Annotated in this window: 20 protein-coding genes; 7 read left to right on the top strand and 13 right to left on the bottom strand. The window is 39.6% G+C overall.

Features of this window, described 5'->3' with window-relative positions; all coding sequences use genetic code 11:
• Window positions 1–37 precede the first annotated feature (37 nt).
• From rlmD to ACFSFW_RS10270, 5 genes are all read right to left on the bottom strand, one after another.
• Window positions 38–1,423, bottom strand: coding sequence for a 23S rRNA (uracil(1939)-C(5))-methyltransferase RlmD (gene rlmD / locus ACFSFW_RS10290; protein WP_388037746.1), 1,386 nt, complete (start codon window positions 1,421–1,423; stop codon window positions 38–40).
• A gap of 16 nt (window positions 1,424–1,439) precedes the next feature.
• Entirely contained in the window at window positions 1,440–2,306 is an 867-nt protein-coding gene (locus ACFSFW_RS10285; protein WP_388037743.1) for a DNA-3-methyladenine glycosylase family protein, read from the bottom strand.
• A gap of 258 nt (window positions 2,307–2,564) precedes the next feature.
• The gene (locus ACFSFW_RS10280; RefSeq protein ID WP_388037740.1) at window positions 2,565–2,873 is read right to left on the bottom strand and encodes a cupin domain-containing protein; all 309 of its coding nucleotides are present in this window, start codon (window positions 2,871–2,873) and stop codon (window positions 2,565–2,567) included.
• Between the two features lie 57 nt (window positions 2,874–2,930).
• Entirely contained in the window at window positions 2,931–3,284 is a 354-nt protein-coding gene (locus tag ACFSFW_RS10275) for a DMT family transporter (RefSeq protein ID WP_099361161.1), read from the bottom strand.
• A complete protein-coding gene (locus ACFSFW_RS10270; RefSeq protein ID WP_388037738.1) occupies window positions 3,285–3,608 on the bottom strand; it encodes a DMT family transporter in 324 nt (107 codons plus the stop codon).
• Between the two features lie 173 nt (window positions 3,609–3,781).
• On the opposite strand from ACFSFW_RS10270, the gene ACFSFW_RS10265 reads away from it, so the two are divergent.
• Window positions 3,782–4,294: a DUF2269 domain-containing protein gene (locus tag ACFSFW_RS10265; protein ID WP_388037735.1), complete on the top strand. Its 513-nt coding sequence runs from the start codon at window positions 3,782–3,784 to the stop codon at window positions 4,292–4,294.
• A gap of 101 nt (window positions 4,295–4,395) precedes the next feature.
• Window positions 4,396–4,989: a lysozyme inhibitor LprI family protein gene (locus tag ACFSFW_RS10260; protein WP_388037732.1), complete on the top strand. Its 594-nt coding sequence runs from the start codon at window positions 4,396–4,398 to the stop codon at window positions 4,987–4,989.
• Between the two features lie 170 nt (window positions 4,990–5,159).
• Here the strand turns inward: ACFSFW_RS10260 and pdaA are convergent, their stop codons facing one another.
• From pdaA to ACFSFW_RS10245, 3 genes are all read right to left on the bottom strand, one after another.
• Window positions 5,160–5,921 (bottom strand): delta-lactam-biosynthetic de-N-acetylase, encoded by a 762-nt coding sequence (gene pdaA / locus ACFSFW_RS10255; RefSeq protein ID WP_388037791.1) that lies wholly within the window; start codon window positions 5,919–5,921, stop codon window positions 5,160–5,162.
• A gap of 421 nt (window positions 5,922–6,342) precedes the next feature.
• Entirely contained in the window at window positions 6,343–7,878 is a 1,536-nt protein-coding gene (locus tag ACFSFW_RS10250; RefSeq protein WP_388037730.1) for a fumarate hydratase, read from the bottom strand.
• A gap of 114 nt (window positions 7,879–7,992) precedes the next feature.
• Complete coding sequence (locus ACFSFW_RS10245; protein WP_388037727.1) at window positions 7,993–9,222, bottom strand: MFS transporter; 1,230 nt, start codon at window positions 9,220–9,222, stop codon at window positions 7,993–7,995.
• 136 nt (window positions 9,223–9,358) lie between these two features.
• Between ACFSFW_RS10245 and ACFSFW_RS10240 the strand changes: the two genes are divergently transcribed.
• Window positions 9,359–10,549, top strand: coding sequence for a DUF4317 domain-containing protein (locus ACFSFW_RS10240; protein ID WP_388037724.1), 1,191 nt, complete (start codon window positions 9,359–9,361; stop codon window positions 10,547–10,549).
• A gap of 130 nt (window positions 10,550–10,679) precedes the next feature.
• On the opposite strand, the gene ACFSFW_RS10235 is transcribed toward ACFSFW_RS10240, so the two are convergent.
• Entirely contained in the window at window positions 10,680–10,868 is a 189-nt protein-coding gene (locus ACFSFW_RS10235; RefSeq protein WP_388037722.1) for an SE1561 family protein, read from the bottom strand.
• Window positions 10,869–11,001: 133 nt separating this feature from the next.
• On the opposite strand from ACFSFW_RS10235, the gene yfkAB reads away from it, so the two are divergent.
• Window positions 11,002–12,123: a radical SAM/CxCxxxxC motif protein YfkAB gene (yfkAB, locus tag ACFSFW_RS10230; protein ID WP_388037720.1), complete on the top strand. Its 1,122-nt coding sequence runs from the start codon at window positions 11,002–11,004 to the stop codon at window positions 12,121–12,123.
• A gap of 52 nt (window positions 12,124–12,175) precedes the next feature.
• On the opposite strand, the gene ACFSFW_RS10225 is transcribed toward yfkAB, so the two are convergent.
• From ACFSFW_RS10225 to ACFSFW_RS10210, 4 genes are all read right to left on the bottom strand, one after another.
• Window positions 12,176–12,994 (bottom strand): YfkD famly protein, encoded by an 819-nt coding sequence (locus ACFSFW_RS10225; protein WP_388037718.1) that lies wholly within the window; start codon window positions 12,992–12,994, stop codon window positions 12,176–12,178.
• Between the two features lie 135 nt (window positions 12,995–13,129).
• Window positions 13,130–13,759, bottom strand: coding sequence for a YczE/YyaS/YitT family protein (locus ACFSFW_RS10220; RefSeq protein WP_388037715.1), 630 nt, complete (start codon window positions 13,757–13,759; stop codon window positions 13,130–13,132).
• A gap of 329 nt (window positions 13,760–14,088) precedes the next feature.
• Window positions 14,089–15,171, bottom strand: a complete 1,083-nt coding sequence (cax, locus tag ACFSFW_RS10215) for a calcium/proton exchanger (protein WP_304215150.1) — start codon at window positions 15,169–15,171, stop codon at window positions 14,089–14,091.
• A 91-nt stretch (window positions 15,172–15,262) separates the two neighbouring features.
• Entirely contained in the window at window positions 15,263–15,649 is a 387-nt protein-coding gene (locus ACFSFW_RS10210) for an OsmC family protein (protein WP_304215152.1), read from the bottom strand.
• 148 nt (window positions 15,650–15,797) lie between these two features.
• Between ACFSFW_RS10210 and ACFSFW_RS10205 the strand changes: the two genes are divergently transcribed.
• The 3 genes from ACFSFW_RS10205 (at window position 15,798) to ACFSFW_RS10195 (ending at window position 19,501) form a co-directional block, all read left to right on the top strand.
• Window positions 15,798–16,961, top strand: coding sequence for an MFS transporter (locus tag ACFSFW_RS10205; RefSeq protein ID WP_388037711.1), 1,164 nt, complete (start codon window positions 15,798–15,800; stop codon window positions 16,959–16,961).
• Window positions 16,962–17,121: 160 nt separating this feature from the next.
• Complete coding sequence (locus ACFSFW_RS10200; RefSeq protein ID WP_099355480.1) at window positions 17,122–17,268, top strand: BH0509 family protein; 147 nt, start codon at window positions 17,122–17,124, stop codon at window positions 17,266–17,268.
• Window positions 17,269–17,566: 298 nt separating this feature from the next.
• Complete coding sequence (locus tag ACFSFW_RS10195; protein WP_304215155.1) at window positions 17,567–19,501, top strand: heavy metal translocating P-type ATPase; 1,935 nt, start codon at window positions 17,567–17,569, stop codon at window positions 19,499–19,501.
• Window positions 19,502–19,547: the final 46 nt, after the last annotated feature.

Here is a 19,547-nt window from a genome sequence, read left to right as displayed (position 1 = left end):
GAGACGAACTCCACATGTTTTAATTATTGATTGCATACTATCTTAGCACCAATTCCGCAACCGCCTCTACATGTGCCGTATGCGGAAACATATCCACCGGCTGCACATACTCCACCCGATAAAGCTTCGACAATACTTGAATATCCTTCGCAAGTGTAGATGGATTACAAGACACATACACCATCTTTTTCGGTTTTACTTTTAAAACAGTTTGTAAGAATTGATCGTCGCAGCCGGTGCGTGGTGGGTCGACGACGATGACGTCTGGGCGCCAGCCTTCGTTTACCCATTTTGGTAGGAGTTTTTCTGCTTTTCCTACGGCATAGGTGGCGTTTTGGAAGCCATGTTTTTTGGCATTTTTTCTTGCGTCTTCGATGGCTTCTGGGATGATTTCGATTCCGCGGATTTCAGCGGCACCATCTGCTAGCCATAGTCCAATTGTTCCTACTCCACAGTAGGCATCGACGATTTTTTCTTTACCGGTTAATTGTGCTGCCTTTTTTACTTCGTCATATAGTTTGACGGTTTGCTCCGGGTTCAGCTGGAAGAAGGCACGTGCTGACAGTTCGAATGAAAGGTCTCCTAGGGTTTCTTGAATGACCTCGTTTCCGTGTAAATGAATCGATTCGTCTCCAAAAATGAGTGAAGTCTTTTGGCCATTGATGTTTTGAATGATTGATTTCACTTCTGGTAATCGTTTCGAGATTTCATCTATTAATAATTGTTTACGTGGAATTTCTTTTTGAGCTGTAATTAAGACAACCTGAACTTCTCCCGATTGGACGCCTACTCTTGTTACGATTGTTCGGACAAGTCCTTTTCGATTTCGTTCATTATAGATTGAGATTTTTAAATCCTGAAGGATCATTTTGACTGTTTGAGTGACCTTGCTTGTTGCAGGATGTTGGATCATACAGTCGGCAATATCGATTAGCTTATGAGAATTAAGGCCGTAGAGTCCCGCTATCACTTTTGTCTTATCTAGTCCAACCTGGAACTGACTTTTATTTCGATAGTTCCACGGGTTGTCCATGCCGATTGTGTCTTTAATATTCAGCTTTTCAATCGGCGTTTTACCATAGCGTTCAAAAGCTTGAACCACAATGTCCCGCTTCTCATTCAATTGCTGACGATAGTCTAAGTGCTGCAGCTGGCAACCGCCACATAGTTCGTAGATTGGACATGGTGGCTTCACCCGATGCTCTGACTTTTTACGGATTTTTTTAATCGTTCCTTCAGAGAATTTCGGATGGACCTTTGTTGCTTCAACGACTACCTCTTCACCTGGCAGGGCTCCCGGAACAAAGACGACCTGCCTTTTAAAATAACCGACACCTTCTCCGTTGATTCCGAGTCTTTTTATTGTAAGGGGGAATGTTTGTCCCACCTGTAATTTTGCTTGGTTTTCTTTTTGTTGTTTCATTATTACACACAACTTTCTATTCGATGCTCCGCCATAAGTACAAGGAGGCATAGCTTAAGTATGGTTCCCATGGCTTGCTGTATTCTTCCATCTGTTCATAGGATGGCTTTTTCTCAAGATTGTATAATTTTTTGATGGCATTTTGGATTCCGATATCTGCCATCGGGAATAGATTGGGCCGTCCCAACGCGAATAAAAGAAAATTTTCTGCGGTCCATTTTCCAATTCCACGGACTTTTACAAGAGTCTCTATGACTTCATCATCCGTTTTCGATTTGAGGTCATTAAGTGTTAGTTCTCCTGCTGCAATCAGTTTGGAGGTATCAATCACATATTCAGCCTTCCGACCACTAAATTGCAACTCTCTCAGATCTTCAACCGTTAACTCCGCTATTTTTTCAGGTCGAGGATGCACCCATGTTCCTTCAATCTCCTCGCCAAATGTCGTGACAAACCTTGATGTCAGTGTATAGGCAAACGTCATATTAAGTTGCTGATGGATGATACACTTCATCAAGCAAAAATACGGATCGAAATCTAAGACCAACGGTGTCCCGCGATGTTCTATGAAAATATCTCTAAGGTCTGTTTGTAAAAAATGGGCCTGGATTTTATCTAATGGTACGTCCCATTGAAAAATGTGAGAAACTTGCTGCAAAGCCTGTTCCATTAAATCAGTTTGAGTACCCGTGACTACGAAAGTTGGCTTCTCTATTGTTCCAGTTGCTTTGACCGTAACAACTACAGGTTCGTTTTTAATATAAAATGGTACCTTCACGGAGCGTTTATCTTTATTTAAATCGATAAGTGGATTTATCGATAGCCGGTCTAGGACGCGATCAAAATTATATGGTGGCTGTACATGCACTGTTTTCTCCCACATGGAACCTACCTCAATTCATAAGTGTTAGTACACATTATACCATTTCAGCATAAAAAAAATCCCCCTGCAAGCAAGAGGATTCCCTGTTATCTATTAACTTTTTTCAGTAGTAGCACTGATATCTATTATTAGGAGCAATAAAGTTCTCGTAGTTCAAACCCGGCTGAAAAAAGTTAAAGCCTCCGGCGGATGCCACAGATTTTCAAAGGTAACTTTTCGAGCAAGCTCGAAAAAATCTGAGCGCAAATAAGCCAAGGCTTATTTGATTAGGTCTTCACGAAGAGGTGTAAATGCATCTAGTAAAATACCTTCTTCAAGTGCCACGACTCCATGTTTATGGTTCCCTGGAATAAAAATCGTTTCTCCTTGGGAAACGATAGTTTGTTCACCTTCGATTGTGAACTGGAAGCTTCCCTTCATGACGTACGTGAATTGTTCATGAAGATGACTATGTTGGTAGCCTTCCGCACCTTTTTCAAAGTGCACCTCCATCATCATTACTGATTCACCTGGAGGGAAAATTTTACGTTTTACCCCTGGTTCTGCGTTTTCCCATTCTCCAACCATTTCCTTGTCCCCCTTTTTATGTATTCCCTTTCAATTATAAGAGGATATGCTTTTTTATTAAAGTGCTTTAGCTTCTGAATTCTCAATTTCTTCGCTTTTCGAAGAATTTAATAGTATCACTCCACCGATTATCAAAATAATGCCTGCTAGTTTAAGCGTACTAAAAACCTCTCCCCACACAAGCGCACCAATGACTGCTGTTAATGCAGTTCCGACACCAGACCAAATCGCATACGCCAAACTTAGCGGTAGGGTTTTTAAACATAAAGATAAGCAATAAAATGCGAGTCCATAACCAATGATGACACCGACCGACGGAAAAAGAACAGTAAAGCCCTCGGACATTTTAAGCATGGCCGTTGCAAAAATCTCACAAATTATTGAAATAGATAATGCAAAATATCCTCTCATTTAATGACCCCCTCCGACATTAAGTAAAATTACTCCACCGATGATTAGGAAGAATCCAAGGACTTTTTTCCGATCAACATGTTCTTTATAGACGATGATTCCGACTAATGCAGTTAGTGCTGTCCCTACTCCTGCCCAAATCGCATATGCCATTCCGAGTGGTAACGTTGTTAAAGAAAGTGATAAACCGTAGAATGCTAGACCGTATCCAATCATGACTCCTAAAGAAGGCAGGAACTTTTTGAACCCGTCTGTTGCTTTGAGCATCGAACTGCCGAACACTTCACTAATAATCGCAAAAACCAAAAGGATGTATGGATTCATTGTAATTCCTCCTACCATAAAAAAGGCTCTTTCTCCATTTTACCTCCTCGGTCAAGTTTAGAAAATATAGGACCTCAGTTGTAGTGAAAGTTACGTCTGAGGCATATTTTTAAACGTTCCTCCTCGGCGTAAAATGGATGATGTTGTTCAGAAAACACGGGAGGTATTGGAAGATGAAAAAAATCGGACCTAAAGGGATGAAATGGTTAAAAATCATTCACGTCTTTCTAGTCGTAGTCTTTTTCGGAGGAATATTAAGTTCCCTTGCCCTTAATATTCATCTTGATTTTACTAAATTTGATGAGTCCTATTTGGGATATAAAAATATCGTAATCATTAGTGATAACATTGTTCGTTGGGGTGCAATTGGCACACTATTAGTGGGGCTGATCTATGGGTTCTTTACAAACTGGGGCTTTTTCAAGCATCGTTGGGTTGGCGTGAAATTCGTACTATATTTAATTCAAACGATTGTTGGGATTTTTATTATAGACAAGCTCATGATCACGAATATGGAGCTCCTTGAAACTCAACGGGAATTAGCTTTGACCAACCCCGAGTTCATTCAAAACCACATAATGAGACAATATGCGGTCTATTTTCAAGTGGCAGTTACCATTTTTATTTTTATTATTTCATACATTAAACCCTGGCGGAAGAAAAAAGTATCACAGAAAAAGAGCTGAAAACTTACAGCTCTTTTATCGTTTTTACGATATAATTTGACGATACATACTTATTTGTTAAAGTAGGTTACATAGAACAAATTTTACAAGGAGTTTTTGCAATGAAGAAGTTTTTACTATTAATTATCATATTAGGTTTGTTGGCTGCCTGTTCAAATACAGATAAGGAGACCAGTTTAACACCAGAAGAACCAACTAAAGACTTGGAAAATACCTTAGACTCAGAAAAAGTAGATTCAAATGAGACTGTTGAGGTTGCTGAAGCAAGTGACGAGGCAAATACCACTGATGAAAATACTGATGCAGAGTCTACAGACACTAACGTCGAAGCGGCGACAGAAGACAGTCCTCTTAAGATCCAATATTTAAGTGAACTCGAAGCGATTGAAAAGGAAATCGAAAGCAAGCCTGAGGGTGAAACACAACTTGAGATGGATGAAATTGCGGCAACAAATTTTAAAGCCTGGGACGATGCCCTAAATAAAATCTGGAAAGAACTTGAGAAACAACTTCCGACTGAAGAAATGGATGAGTTACGTGAAGAACAACGCCGATGGATTAAAGAGAAATATAAGGCGGCAAGTGAAGAAGCTGAACAGTACAAAGGTGGCACAATGGAGTCTTTAGTTAAAACAAACACACAAGCACAGGTCACCAAAGAAAGATGCTATGAATTGGTTGAAAAATATATGTGAAATGGAAAAGCGTAAGGCGCCTGCTTATCGGCGACAAGCATAAGACAAGCGCTGACAGAAGGTGTATTTTACCTTCCGAAGCGATTAGCTTAGACCAGAGAGCCGATGGCGCCCGAAGCTAGACATTAATAACTAAGGACTTAGATGATGATTCTAAGTCCTTTTCCTTTTTAGTTCATATTGAATAGGAGCTCTTCTTTAATGGATTTTTCCGCCATTAGGTGATCTAAGCTTCGGAAGGTATACCCTTCTTCTCGTAAATCATCGATAGCTTTACCAAGCGCTTCCGCATTGTCCCTTGATACTGTGTGTAGCAACAGAATGGCACCTGGATGAATTTGTCTCATGATATTGTTGTAGGCGTACTCCCAACCTCTTTGGTTATTGATATGCCAATCAACAAATGCAAGTGACCAGAACACATTTTGATAGCCCAAATCCCTTGATAATCCTAGGGTGCGTTCACTGAAAATACCTCGCGGTGGTCGAAGATAGGTGACATCCTGCCCAGTCAGCCTCTTCGTTTCCTCCCTTACTGAATCTAATTCCTTTCGGAGTCGCTCGTCACTCACTCTTGTTAAATCCGGATGATACCATGAATGATTGCCAACAATATGTCCTTCCTTTGCCATTCGTTTGACGAGGTCGGACTGATCTTTTAGATAGTGTCCGGTTACAAAGAAGGTTGCAGGAACCTTTTTCTCTTTTAATACATCGAGAACTTCTTCGGTATAGCCATTTTCATAGCCATTGTCAAAAGTCAGGTAGATGTCTTTCTTGGTTGTGTCTCCAATATAAAATGCGCCATATTTTGCGAGTAGTTTATCATACTCCTCACCCGCTGATGCCGGTTCATGGTTCTTGCTTTTTTTGAAGCCCCAATGGATGGGTGCATTTGAATAAGCTGCTGCTGCCTGGTGGGCACCAACCAATGAAAAGGTAACAGTTAAAAGAAGAAGTAAGCCCAAAAGCCTTTTCAAAAGTAAAACCTCCCAAACTCCGTTAGTAGTAGAGTTAGTTTTTACCACATTTAGGGAGTTCATGCACGAATCCATTACCAAAAAGTTTTTGTTGGGTGGATGAATAAAATTTGTGGGGGTGGGTTGTTTAGATTTGAGTAGGTACAAGATATGCATTGTGCATATATCGGACATTGCTCTTAGTATTTCGGACATTGTTTTCAAATTATCGGACACAATTTTTTATATTTCGGACATTACTTGGAATATATCGGACACAACTCTTGAAAAATCGGGCATTCGCTTATTATCCCCCGATTCCAATTTGCCCATCTTTAAATTTCACCCAAGCAAAAAACCCGCTACGCACAATACGTAACGGGCCCTTTTCAAATTAAGCAAATACTCGCTCTTTGAATTGTTCTAGTTTTTCTAATGATGATTTGTCAACATCCTCGTGTAAGCTGTTGCCGTGTGAATCCATGGTTACAACGGCAGTGAAGCCTTCAACAGATAGATGCCACATTGCTTCTGGAATACCGAATTCCATTAAATCAACGCCATCGACTGACTTGATGCAGTCTGCATAATATTGTGCAGCTCCACCAATTGCGTTTAGGTAAACTCCACCATGCTCCTTAAGTGCAGCAAGCGTTTTTGGTCCCATTCCGCCTTTACCGATTACAGCGCGGATACCGAATTTTTTCATGATGTCCCCCTGGTAAGGTTCCTCACGAATACTTGTTGTTGGGCCAGCAGCTTTTACGTGCCAGTTTCCATCTTCATCCTTAAGCATTACCGGACCACAGTGGTAAATGACTTGACCGTCTAGATCAACTGGTGCATCGTTTTCAGATAGATATTTGTGGATCGCGTCACGACCTGTGAACATACGGCCGTTGATTTTAACCACATCACCAACTTTTAATTCACGAATTTGCTCTTCAGTGATTGGAGCTTGTAGCACAACTTCGCGAGTTTCTGATTTTACTTCTTCTACCTCTTCTTGTTCTTTAGAGAAGTCGATTTCCTCTCCCTCATTGTATAACCAATCTTTGATATCACCAGTTTCAGCATCAAGAGTGATACCTAGACGGCGATATGCCCAACAGTTGTACGCAACAGATACGAAGAAGCTTGCTGGGATACGGTACATAACGCCAACTTTACAACCAAGTAGAGTGGTTTCGCCGCCGAAGCCCATTGTTCCGATGCCTAGTTTGTTTGCATTTTCCATTACGTATTCTTCAAGTTTGCGAAGATCTTCGTTTGGATTTTCATCTTCAACAGAGCGGAAAAGTTGTTCTTTTGCTAACTCATAGCCTGAAGTACGGTCTCCACCGATTCCAACGCCGATGAATCCAGCACTACAGCCTTGTCCTTGTGCTTGGTACACAGAGTGCATGATACACTTACGAATACCGTCTAAGTCACGGCCTGCACGACCAAGTCCCTCTAATTCACAAGGTAAGCTGTATTGAATGTTTTTATTTTCACAGCCGCCACCTTTTAAAATAAGGCGAACATCAATGTAATTTTTTTCCCATTGTTCAAACTTAATAACTGGAACACCTTCACCAAGGTTGTCCCCGCTGTTTTTACCAGTTAATGAATCAACTGAGTTTGGACGAAGCTTACCGTCTTTCGTTGCTTCCACAATTGCTGCACGAATCGCAGCTTTAATTTTTAATTGATTCACTCCAACAGGAGTCTTCACTTTGAAAGTTGGTAGACCTGTATCTTGGCAGATTGGTGATACGTTTACGTCCGCCATTGAAATATTATTGGTGATGGTTGAAAGAGACATAGCAGCACGAGTACCCGCACTTTCACTCGCTTTTGCGCGAGCAACCGCTCTACGTACATCCTTTGGAAGTCTTGTTGATGTCTCTACAATTAACTTGTACATACTTTGTTGTAGCTTATCCATCTGTATTCCCCTTTCCCTTATATCCCCGTTTTTATACACATTATTTATAATCACAATTTTCATTATACTCCTATCTATTTTTTTCGGAAAGGGATTTGCAAACGATTCCAGATTTTATCTTACGGGAATCGTCGCAACTTGAGGTTTTTCTTTTATGAGGTTCACTCCTATCAAACCGAAGAGTGAAAAAATCAAGGGAATGATAAAGCCATAATAATATCCAGCGGCAACATGGTCTAATACACCCCCGAAAAAGGCCGGAAGCAATACAGCACTTAAAAATCCACCCGTGTTCGCAAATCCGGATACCATACCAGATTCACTTGTTGGGAACGTTTGGCGAACAACGGCAAAGGTTAGAGAATTTGAACCGAACGAAAATCCGATAATAAAGAAAAGTGAAATGAGCAAGAATAATGGAGGTCCCTCTCTGAAAACAAGAAAAGTAGACCAACATAACACCGTAACAATATGAAAAATGATATAAGGTTGTTTGATTAACCCTAATCGACTTGAAATCCAGCCGATTAACGGTGCACCCATTAGCGCACCAATCAGACTAAACATAATAAGTTGGCTGGCTTCCAAACGGGTCAAACCGTACATATCCATTCCATAAGGTACTGCCCACGAGCCTATAAAACCTAAATACCCTCCAACAAGTCCAAAGTGACATAAGAACAACGCCCATGCCTGCCGATTGGTAAAAATCCGACGGAGTAACACCGATGTTTTTTCACGTTGAACTTCTTTTTTCTCAATCATCGGGTGGCCTGGCTTTTTGACAAGTACAATATAAAGAAAAATTCCACACAAACAAAGTAGAATTCCCCCTGAAAGAAAAGCGCCTCGCCAACCTAGTAAAACAATTAATGCTGAAAAAGGGACAGTTGCCATCAGGAAACCAAGACTACCAGTCATGCCTGCAACACCAATTAGCCGGGTAAATTCTCTTTCATTAAACCATCTGCTTAAAATCAGCACTAAGTTCACCCAAATGGTTGCATCCCCTATTCCTGTTAGGATTCTCGCAAAAAAGAGGATCACTTCATGGGTACCCAAGCTGTATATGATGGTTCCAACGCCCGTAAGGATGGCCCCTAGTATCAGGAAAAAGTTAGGTCCATATCGATCAGCCAAGATTCCCATTGGCATTTGCAGTCCTGTGTACACAAAAAATTGGATACTTGTGAGGAGTCCAATCGTGGTTGCTGTTACTTGAAAATCCGTCATCAATTGGTCTGTAATCAATCCAGGTGCGGTTCGCTGACTTGACATGACTACATACGTAAACAAAACGGAAGCAAAAATAACCCATCTAAATTTACTTGATTGCATGCCCAATACTATCTTCCCCTGTTTGCTTTTTACCTTATATATATGGGTTTTCATACCGGTAGTGCGCATACATACACGAAAAAATCAATCATTACAATTTTTGATGCCAACATGTATAATCAAAAAATGGGAGTTGAGATTAGTGAATAAAAAAGACATCGCAAACATCCGTAAACAATTTAAACTAGAAAACCAATACTTAAAAATAAACGAAATTTTTAATGTGTATGTCAAAAAGGAATCCGGTGAGATTTATCACCACATTTGTCAGCCTTTTGAGCTGTTAGAACAGGAAGCTCAGGAACTATTTTTAGATAACTTTAAAAAGACACTAAGTGGGCAACTTGATACGAAGCTATTTGAATTGAAGTTTATGCATGATGTGGAGAATAGCACACGCGACCTTCTGTATGATGGACTACAGCTTGAAGACACCGAAGAATGGTTGGAGCAAATGCTGCAAATTGTAGAGAAAATGTATGCTTCTATGGTTTACGAGTTTGACACAGTGGTGACATTCATCCGTGCCGAATACCGAAAACCAACTCGAAAACGAGACGCTGAATCTGAATTAGGCGGCTCTGATGAGGTTTATTTCAGTCCACTCATTCTTTGCACATTGAATAAAATTGACCAACCGAAAAAGACATTGGTATTTGATTATATTGAAAGAACATTCAAACCAAATACTGAACTGGACCCGATTATTAATATAACTGCTCCGTTAACCGGCTTTCTTTTTCCAGCCTTTAACGACAATGCAGCAGACGTAAATCATATTCTTTATGCTTCCGGAAAAGCGAATGAGCCTAGCTATACGTTCATTTCCGATGTGTTGAATTGCGAAGATATCATGACAGCAGAAGATGACAGGATTGGCTTTGAAATGATCTTGAAAAATGTCATCGGGGACAAGGTAGAATCTGAGGTTATTTCAAATGTATATGATGAAATCGACCGCCTTGTTCAAGAAAAAGATGAAGAGGAAGAAGAAGATAGCGAACCACCGATGATCAACTATCAAGACGTAGAGCGCATCTTGAAGGTGAGTGGCGTAGAAAATGTGGATACCGCTAAAGTAGAGCATGCCTTTAAAAGTGTAATTGATGACGAACGACATGAATTCAAAGCTAACAACCTCATTCCAAAATCAATCAAAATCAACACCAAGGTTGCCAAACTCACACTGGATCCAAAAGAGCTCAAATACGTCAAATACATCATGTACCAAGGCAAGCGCTGCTTGTTATTGGAGATTGATGAGGACGTTGTTGTCGAAGGATTGACCTTGGAGACGAAGAACCAAGGGGACGGTTCTACTGGTTCCTTCTAAACGAAAAACAGTGGATTTTGTTCTGGATCCACTGTTTTTTTATTTTGCGTAGCAAATCCAGCCAATGAGCTAAGATCCTATGTAAACAATTAGACGCTCAGCACAATTATGCTGAGCGTCCTCCAACCTTTTATTCTTTCCAATCCTTTTTAAATCGTTCGTATTTTCCTTCTAAGTCATCGAGCATCCCGATCAGGCGGTCGATGTCCTCTAGGTCAGTTGATTCAGGGTCTAATGAATCAATCACCTCTACGAACATATTTAGTCGATTTTTTAAATAGGTTATTTGTAAGTCCTTATCATGAATTGCGTTTCCCAAGTGACAACGTTCCTTTCATTTTCCGATATCTTTTTATCTTAGTAAAAGATGTTTGCATTGACAACTATTATTCTTTTCAATACAATGCCTAAGGCGATTTGTGTTTTAACAAATCCGTATAAAGGAGTTACATATGTCAAAATTACAATCTTCTATTCAAATTTCTCCCACACATGACCCGTGGGAGGCTTATTTAGATGTTGAGCAATATAGCTCAATGCAGCTTACCAACATTGAATTTACAACGACCTATCTCTGTAACATGAGATGCGAGCATTGTGCGGTTGGCTACACATTACAACCTAAGGATCCAAATGCTCTACCAATTGATCTATTATTAAAACGCCTAGATGAAATTCCAAAGCTTCGTTCCTTAAGTATCACAGGTGGCGAGCCAATGCTGTCAACAAAATCTGTTGCGAATTATGTGGTTCCTCTCCTAAAGTATGCCCATGAAAGAGGGGTTCGTACTCAAATCAATTCGAATCTCACGTTGGATCTCGCGCGGTATGAAAAAATTGTCCCATATTTAGATGTGCTTCATATTTCACATAACTGGGGAACGGTCGATGATTTTGTTGAAGGTGGATTTGCGATGATGGAGAAAAAGCCATCATTTGAACAGCGTGAACGTTATTTTCAGCGCATGATTGAAAATAGCAAAGCCTTATCGAGGGCTGGAGTAATGGTTGCTGCAGAAACCATGTTAAATAAACGTACTCTTCCACATTTAGAAACAATTCATAAACAAATTGTGGAGGAAATGGAGTGCGGTCGACATGAGGTGCATCCTATGTACCCAAGCGATTTTGCTAGCAATCTAGAGGTGTTGTCTCTTGAAGAAATTAGGAGCGCCATCCATCATCTCCTTGATATTCGCAATGAGGATGTGTGGATGTTGTTTGGCACCTTGCCATTTTATCCATGCAGTCACCATGAGGATGATCTTACATTGCTCAAAAGACTGTATTCAAGTAAAAATGTTACAGTGCGTAATGACCCAGATGGTCGCTCTCGATTGAATGTGAATATTTTCAACGGAGATATAATCGTGACTGATTTCGGAGACACCCCACCACTAGGTAATATCCAAACAACCACGCTTCAAGACGCATATGACAACTGGTCACAAACAAAAATCGCGAAAGAAATTAGTTGCCATTGCCCGGCAGTAAAATGCCTTGGGCCTAACATTCTCGTGAAAAATGCGTATTACAAAGAGGATGACTTTACAAAGCGGAGTTCAAATCTATAAAAAATTCGGGCGCTGAGTGTCGCCCGAATTTTTTTGTTCCCGTATTAACGGCTTATCTTGGGGTGTCTGATACGAGGAATCCGTATGAAACGTGGTCTTGGACCGGAATCCATGCGCCGATTCCTTGGTGGGTTACATTTTTAACGACGATCGATTTTTTGCTTCCTTTTAGAACTAGATAAACCTCACCGTATGTAACCTTACCTTTTTCGTTAACTGCTGGCGCATAGGCATATAAGTATCCTAGCTTTTTCGGAGGCACATTATAGATTTGGTCTTTTTTCGTTCCTCCACCAATAATCGTTTTGAAGGAAAGTGGAAGCTTCGACTTTTTCGCAGCTTCAATCAGCATCATTTTCTTTACATCTTCAGCATCTTGAATTTCCGCTGTTAATCCTCCTTTGACAATCTTCTGCATTTCCTGTTTGTAGTGGATTTTATATGGAGTCTTTCCACCACGATTGTCATAATAATTTGTATTGATTTTTTCATATTCCCAATTCGTGCTTGTTTCAGACGATTCATAACTCAGTGGCCATTGCCCTAAATAAATGGTTGCGCGATACCCAAGCGCTAAAGGTGTCGTTTGAATAGCCGACTCATTTAAAATACGAATGAGATCTGGATTTTCTATTTCTACGTCAGCACTATTAATAAGCTCTTTTGTGAGCTTACTTGGTTGTAGATATGGCAAATCCTGCGTTGGGTTCGGGTACGTATTATCTTGTGATATGTCTAAAACAGAACTAGGAATCTTGAATTTATCTGCTTTATTACCTTTTGCTTTTTCGGTACCTTCCGCCATCGCTGTTCCTGTAACAAAACTAAACATAAATATGGCGGCAACTATAAAATGAAAATATCGTTTCATAGGTCGGTACTCCTTTCCTTGGCTTTGTGCTTAGTGTTTTCGAAGTTTTTGCGGATTATCCATCCTTTTATTAGAAAATTTCTAGTAGCACGAAACTGGCATACAAAAAGCCTTCCGGTAAACCCGGAAGGCCGACTAACTAATTTTCGGTTTTGCCCTGGAGCCTAAGCCCTTTTCCATCAACCTTTCACAATGAGGATAGAAGAATTGAATAATCGGTCCGATTCCGAATGTAACTATCAAAGTTCCAATGCCAATGGGTCCCCCAAACAAAAGTGCCAACACCAAGCCTGTCGCCTCACCTATTGTTTTCGAGATCCCAAATCTTAACTTGAATCGCTTGCTGATCGCGAGCATTAGATTATCCAGGGGTGAGAGTGGAAACTTGGCTTGCAGGTAAATAGCAATCCCAAGTGAAGCAGCCACTAATCCTCCTAAAAAAACAAGAACCATGACAGCTAAGCTATCAAAATCCAGTCCAGCCAGTGCTACTAATAACCAAAAATCTATAAAAAAGCCAATTAAAATGATGGTTCCAATTGATAAGTATGCTGGCCGTTCCTTAAGTAAAAATGCATTTAAAAGCATGACACAAATACCCACAATAATAACCCAATTTCCTACTGTAAGACCGATTGACTCTGAGAGTCCAACATTGAGTGCGTCCCATGCCCCAGCCCCGATATCTGCAATGATCATTAAACTGATTCCCAGTGCTAATACAAACAATCCAACACAAAAAAATATGATTCGACGTGTGATCATAGAAGTGCTCCCTAAAGATTTTTTTTTATAAAAGGATAACAATTAGTTTAAACATTGGATTTTATTATAATCAACTTGGAAAGATTAATCGATATTTTTTCACTTTTTTAAAATTAAATTGAATATTTTTAATGTTTTGTAAATATTATTAAGTATACCTTACAAAGGAGGGATAAGGAGACCATACCTTAATGGAGGGGGTATGCTATCGAGTTGCCGGACGAAGAGAACACCCATGAAAAAAAGTTAAGTTATCCCTTAAAAAGTACTTAGAAGATTAAAACACCAAACGACTCTGTGTGGATGTTCTACACAGAGTCGTTTTTTTCTTATAATAAATAAAATCCAATTCCCATGATGGCGTATGCGGCTAAAAGAGTACCACCTTCGAACCAGTTCGTTTCTCCATCATTTGTTAGTGCAATGGTTAAAAATACCGCCGTTATCATCGAAATAAGTTCTGGCATAGAGAAAACTAGCGACATTTGTGTGTCTAGGAATAATGATATCAAAACCAATAACGGCGCAACAAACATCGCTACCTGCAACGTTGAACCAATTGCAATCTCAATGGCCACATTCATCTTATTTTTATAAGCCATCATAACTGCTGATGCATGCTCAGCTGCATTTCCGACAATCGCCACAATAATAATACCGATAAAAATTTCACTCCAGCCGAACGCTTCCGCCACGACTTCAAAGGTATGAACGAGATTTTCAGACACGTATCCTACCGCAACCGTTGACAGTGCCAAGATAATAAACGCCTTCCATTTCCCCCACTCAGGTTCTTCATGCTCTTCACTTTCTTTTTCGACCTGTTCCGAATCTTCCTGATAAATGCCCCGATGCGAAACGAGCTTAAAGAAAAGCCCAGCTAAATATAACATAATTAAAATGATTGAAATTCCAACACTTAATGTAAATGTATCTGTATTATTCATATCCATTGAAAAAACTTCTGGAATAACAAAGGCAAGAATGACAGAAAAAATTAATAGACCCGAATTGTGCCGCGCATCATGCACACTAAATTTTTGCCTTTTAAACTTAATTCCTCCGACTAAAAAGGAAAGACCCCCTACTAGTAAAAGGTTACCAAGGACAGAACCCGTTAGTGATGCAAGCACAACCGTGACAAGTCCTGCTTTTAAAGCAAAGATAGAAATAATAAGTTCAACTGCGTTTCCAAAGGTCGCGTTTAACAGACCACCAATTCTCGGACCAGCAATTATAGCAAGGCTTTCCGTCGCTCTTCCCATAAATCCAGCCAAAGCGATAATGGTTAAACAGTACACAATAAACATGATAACGGCTGGCCAGTGAAGCAGACTTCCAATGATAGAAAGAGGTAAGCCAATTATCACCATAATCAAGAAGATTCGATTCATAGGAACACTCCCTTTCATTGACCTAATCGAAATGGACGAAATCTAAAAAAACTACGCCCATCATTAGCGTAGTTTTTATCTTTAAAAATTATGTACTAATAGTATGTTTTTATGCATCCACGATTTCAAAAGTTTCAATAATGTCGATGCTTCCCTGTACCGATTGGGCAATCGGACAATTTCGATGAGCGACTTCGATCGAACGTTGGATTTTTTCCTCAGCTAAAGCTATTCCTTTAATCACATAGTGAATGTAAACTTTCTCCACCCGGTTCGCATGAGCCTCATTTCGCTCAACTTCGGTCTTAATGGTGATGTCCTCTACCTGCATTCTCTTTTTTTCAAGGACCTTACGAAGTGTGCCCCCACTACAAACTGCGATAGACGAAACTAAAAGCTGATAAGGTCTGAATCCATGAGCTTCGTCCCCAGCAACCTGCAACTTACCAAATTCTACATCTGTGTAAAAGCCTACTTCTTGCATCTTAAAAATCATGAAAAATGCCCCCTGTCTTTGTCTGATATCTTCAGTTTACTCAAATTCTCCATAGAATGAAAAGAAAAGAGAATCATTCTTTTCCATTTTCAACCCCTCATTAATTTTGTATCATTAGATTGTGAATTGAAACTGGGGGAAAAACAACATGAGATTACGGTTTTGGATATTAGTTAGTATTGTTGCAGTTTCTGGTTTTAGCCAGGGAATGCTGCTTCCTTTGATTGCGGTTATTTTTGAAAATAACGGAATGTCATCCACCTTAAACGGATTACATGCAACTGCACTATATATCGGTATATTACTTGTTTCACCATTTATGGAGTACCCGCTAAGGAAATATGGCTACAAACCTGTCATTCTATTTGGGGGATTGCTCGTTGTCGTATCACTTGCCATGTTCCCATTATGGAAATCATTTTGGTTTTGGTTTGTACTAAGGCTTTTGATCGGAATTGGGGATCACTCCTTGCATTTTGGAACACAAACATGGATTACATCATTTTCTCCTGAGAATAAGCGTGGAAGAAACATTTCCTTATACGGATTATTCTTTGGGCTTGGCTTTGCCACTGGACCGTTAATGACACCTTTGGTTAACATTAATGAAACCCTGCCATTTATTTTATCTTCTGTCCTTTGTTTAATTGGTTGGTTCTTTTTATTCCTATTAAAAAATGAGTTTCCGGAACAAGATTTAGGGGTGAACTCATTTAGGGAAACATTCAATCGTTTTTCAAAAGCCTGGAAGTATGCATGGGTTGCGTTTCTACCGCCGCTCGCCTATGGCTTTCTTGAGTCATCTCTTAACGGAAGTTTTCCGGTTTATGGATTACGAATTGATCTAAATGTAGGATTTGTTTCAATTCTATTAACTTCATTTGCGCTCGGCAGTATCATTACCCAGCTTCCATTGGGTATCCTAAGTGATAAATTTGGTCGAAGAAATATTTTAATAATTGTACTGTTTTTAGGATTTTTAAGTTTTACCATTGCAAGCTTCCTTGAACACTCTCATGTCGGACTCTGGCTCTGCATTACGTTTGCAGGAATGGCAGTTGGATCGACGTTCTCTCTCGGAATCTCTTATATGACAGACTTAATGCCAAAGAATTTATTGCCGACCGGAAACCTTCTATGTGGCGTTTTCTTTAGCATCGGAAGCCTTGTCGGACCGTTCTTCGGGGGACTGTTTATCCAATACTTTGAAAGCATCAGCTTTTTTAATGTCATAGGAACGATTCTATTTTTAATATTTATTATTCTATCTGTCTTTGGTACGAGAACGGCAGCCAAAACAGTTGAAAATTGACTTCCTTTTTAGGGAGTCTTTCTTATTTTCTATGATTTTCTGCCTATTTTTCAAAATCTGATTGACGTTTTTCGAAAAACTGTTATATAATACATTAAAGATTAATACACTGTATTAAAACAGATGTGTAGGACGAAAAAAATCTAAGGGGATGATTGTAATGAGTAGGCAAGAACGCAAAAACATGATGGAGTTTATTGAGAAGTTTAAGGGCATTACTAAAATGGAGCTTATGTATATGACCGATGCAGATATCGAGCATATCTATAACACCACCTATTTTCACTTTGAAGAAATCGCAGAATAAAGAAGAAGAACAACTCGTCATTTGTTGGCGAGTTGTTTTTTTATGTTCTTACAAGCTTATTTAAAATTATTATAAAAAACACTTTTAAAATTGAGGTAATATGATATAATTAATAATAATTATAAAGTAAAAATAAATTAAATTAGCAACTGCTGTCGAATAGATTGCAGTTTTCTTGTTTAGATGGCTTATTGATTGTGATTCCCTTTCTCAATTAGCAGTATCAAGTTGATTTTTATTCTCAATTAGATATGGATAATTGATTGTTTTTCTCAATTAGAAAATGGAGGCGAACTAAATGAATACTGAAGCAAAGACTGCTCCAAGACGACAGCAAGTATATAAAACAGATAATGAATCATCCCCTCTCTTTGAAAAAGTAAAGCTTCACGGTGAATTGATTGCAGCGTTAACGAGTGGTGGTTTAATTGCGATTGCCTGGACATTAGGGCACTTCGAACACAACACCACCTCAATTGTTATATATCTCCTCGCGTTTGTAATTGGTGGTTTTGCTAAAGCAAAGGAAGGTATTTCTGATACGATTGCGGAAAAAGAATTAAATGTAGAGATGTTAATGATATTTGCCGCAATTGGCTCTGCGATCATTGGATACTGGAATGAGGGTGCGATTTTAATTTTTATTTTCGCATTAAGTGGTGCTCTTGAAACCTATACGATGAATAAAAGTCATAAGGAAATCTCTTCACTTATGGGCCTTCAGCCTGAAGAAGCGACACTTGTTACAAATGGTATTGAGAGAATTGTCCATGTTTCTTCTCTTCAAATTGGAGATGCGATTTTAGTCAAACCAGGTGAACGCATTCCAGCTGACGGTAAGCTTTTAAAAGGTGACACGAACGTCGACCAAGCGGCCATTACAGGTGAGTCGATTCCTGTACGTAAATCCCTAGGAGACGATGTTTTTGCGGGGACCGTTAACCTTCGTGGTTCCATCACTGTTGAAGTGACAAAGCCGAATGAGGATTCGTTGTTCCAAAAAATTATTAAGCTTGTACAATCAGCTCAAAGCGAAAAGTCCCCCTCCCAGCAATTTATCGAAAAATTTGAAGGTACGTATGTGAAGTTTGTTTTAATTGCGGTAGGTTTAATGATGTTCCTTCCACACTTCCTATTAGGGTGGTCTTGGACTGAATCCTTCTACCGTGCCATGATTTTATTAGTCGTTGCATCCCCTTGTGCTCTGGTTGCCTCCATTATGCCAGCAACATTATCGGCGATTTCAAATGGAGCAAGACGTGGGATCCTGTTTAAAGGTGGTGTTCACCTTGAGCAGTTAGGTAATTTAAAAGCTATTGCATTTGATAAAACAGGGACACTGACAAAAGGTAAACCTGTCGTAACCGATGTGATTGTTTCCGATTCAATTGATCAAAACGAATTTTTACAAATTGTATCTTCCATTGAAAATCAATCTACCCATCCACTGGCACAATCAATCGTGAATCATGTTAAGTCAAATGGTCAGGAGCTAATAACTATAGATGGTATTGAGGATATGCCTGGATATGGGGTTAAAGCAACTGTCGGTGAGACTCATTGGTTAATAGGTAAAGCAGATCTTGTTGGAAAAGAAGCTGCAGTTACTTTTAATAATGGTGTTGCGAAACAACTCGCTTCTGAAGGTAAAACGATTGTTTATGTAAAAGCAGGTAACGATATTGCTGGAATTATCGCACTCAAAGACGTTGTCCGTGATGATACAGTTTCAGCTATTTCTGACCTAAAAGACCTTGGGATTTATACAGTTATGCTAACCGGAGACGGTGAAAAAACAGCTGAAGCCATTGCGGCTGAAAGTCATGTTGACCAACATATTGCTGAATGTTTGCCTGAAACAAAGGTGAACCACATTAAGGGCCTTATTTCAAAATATGATACTGTTGCCATGGTCGGAGACGGAATCAATGATGCACCTGCTTTAGCAACTGCAAATGTTGGGATTGCGATGGGTCAAGGAACGGACGTTGCACTTGAAACTGCTGATGTCGTATTGATGAAAAATGACCTTCCACGAATTGCGGAAGCCGTTAAGCTTTCAAAACGCATGAACCGGATCATCAAACAAAATATTATTTTTTCTATCAGTGTGATTATGCTGTTAATTCTGTCAAACTTCTTTCAAATCATTGACCTGCCATTTGGCGTCATTGGCCATGAAGGAAGCACCATTCTCGTTATTTTAAATGGACTTCGCTTGTTGAAGTCATAAAATAAGGACTTGACCCCATCGGTCAAGTCCTCTTTTGTTAACTATC

This window comes from Ferdinandcohnia salidurans (assembly GCF_042680725.1).
In the GTDB taxonomy this organism is placed as follows: domain Bacteria; phylum Bacillota; class Bacilli; order Bacillales; family Bacillaceae_L; genus Ferdinandcohnia; species Ferdinandcohnia salidurans.
The sequence above is the reverse complement of the archived record's forward strand: the minus strand, read 5'-3'. Positions and strand labels throughout refer to the sequence as shown.

Coding starts and splice junctions, on each gene's coding strand:
- ACFSFW_RS10250 (WP_388037730.1), bottom strand. CDS start 7,878: ATGGATAAGCTACAACAAAGTATGTACAAGTTAATTGTAGAGACATCA.
- ACFSFW_RS10210 (WP_304215152.1), bottom strand. CDS start 15,649: ATGATTTTTAAGATGCAAGAAGTAGGCTTTTACACAGATGTAGAATTT.
- ACFSFW_RS10195 (WP_304215155.1), top strand. CDS start 17,567: ATGAATACTGAAGCAAAGACTGCTCCAAGACGACAGCAAGTATATAAA.
- ACFSFW_RS10265 (WP_388037735.1), top strand. CDS start 3,782: ATGAAAAAAATCGGACCTAAAGGGATGAAATGGTTAAAAATCATTCAC.
- ACFSFW_RS10285 (WP_388037743.1), bottom strand. CDS start 2,306: ATGTGGGAGAAAACAGTGCATGTACAGCCACCATATAATTTTGATCGC.
- ACFSFW_RS10205 (WP_388037711.1), top strand. CDS start 15,798: ATGAGATTACGGTTTTGGATATTAGTTAGTATTGTTGCAGTTTCTGGT.
- ACFSFW_RS10220 (WP_388037715.1), bottom strand. CDS start 13,759: ATGATCACACGTCGAATCATATTTTTTTGTGTTGGATTGTTTGTATTA.
- ACFSFW_RS10260 (WP_388037732.1), top strand. CDS start 4,396: ATGAAGAAGTTTTTACTATTAATTATCATATTAGGTTTGTTGGCTGCC.
- rlmD (WP_388037746.1), bottom strand. CDS start 1,423: ATGAAACAACAAAAAGAAAACCAAGCAAAATTACAGGTGGGACAAACA.
- ACFSFW_RS10270 (WP_388037738.1), bottom strand. CDS start 3,608: ATGAATCCATACATCCTTTTGGTTTTTGCGATTATTAGTGAAGTGTTC.
- yfkAB (WP_388037720.1), top strand. CDS start 11,002: ATGTCAAAATTACAATCTTCTATTCAAATTTCTCCCACACATGACCCG.
- cax (WP_304215150.1), bottom strand. CDS start 15,171: ATGAAAGGGAGTGTTCCTATGAATCGAATCTTCTTGATTATGGTGATA.
- ACFSFW_RS10275 (WP_099361161.1), bottom strand. CDS start 3,284: ATGAGAGGATATTTTGCATTATCTATTTCAATAATTTGTGAGATTTTT.
- ACFSFW_RS10280 (WP_388037740.1), bottom strand. CDS start 2,873: ATGGTTGGAGAATGGGAAAACGCAGAACCAGGGGTAAAACGTAAAATT.
- ACFSFW_RS10225 (WP_388037718.1), bottom strand. CDS start 12,994: ATGAAACGATATTTTCATTTTATAGTTGCCGCCATATTTATGTTTAGT.
- ACFSFW_RS10200 (WP_099355480.1), top strand. CDS start 17,122: ATGAGTAGGCAAGAACGCAAAAACATGATGGAGTTTATTGAGAAGTTT.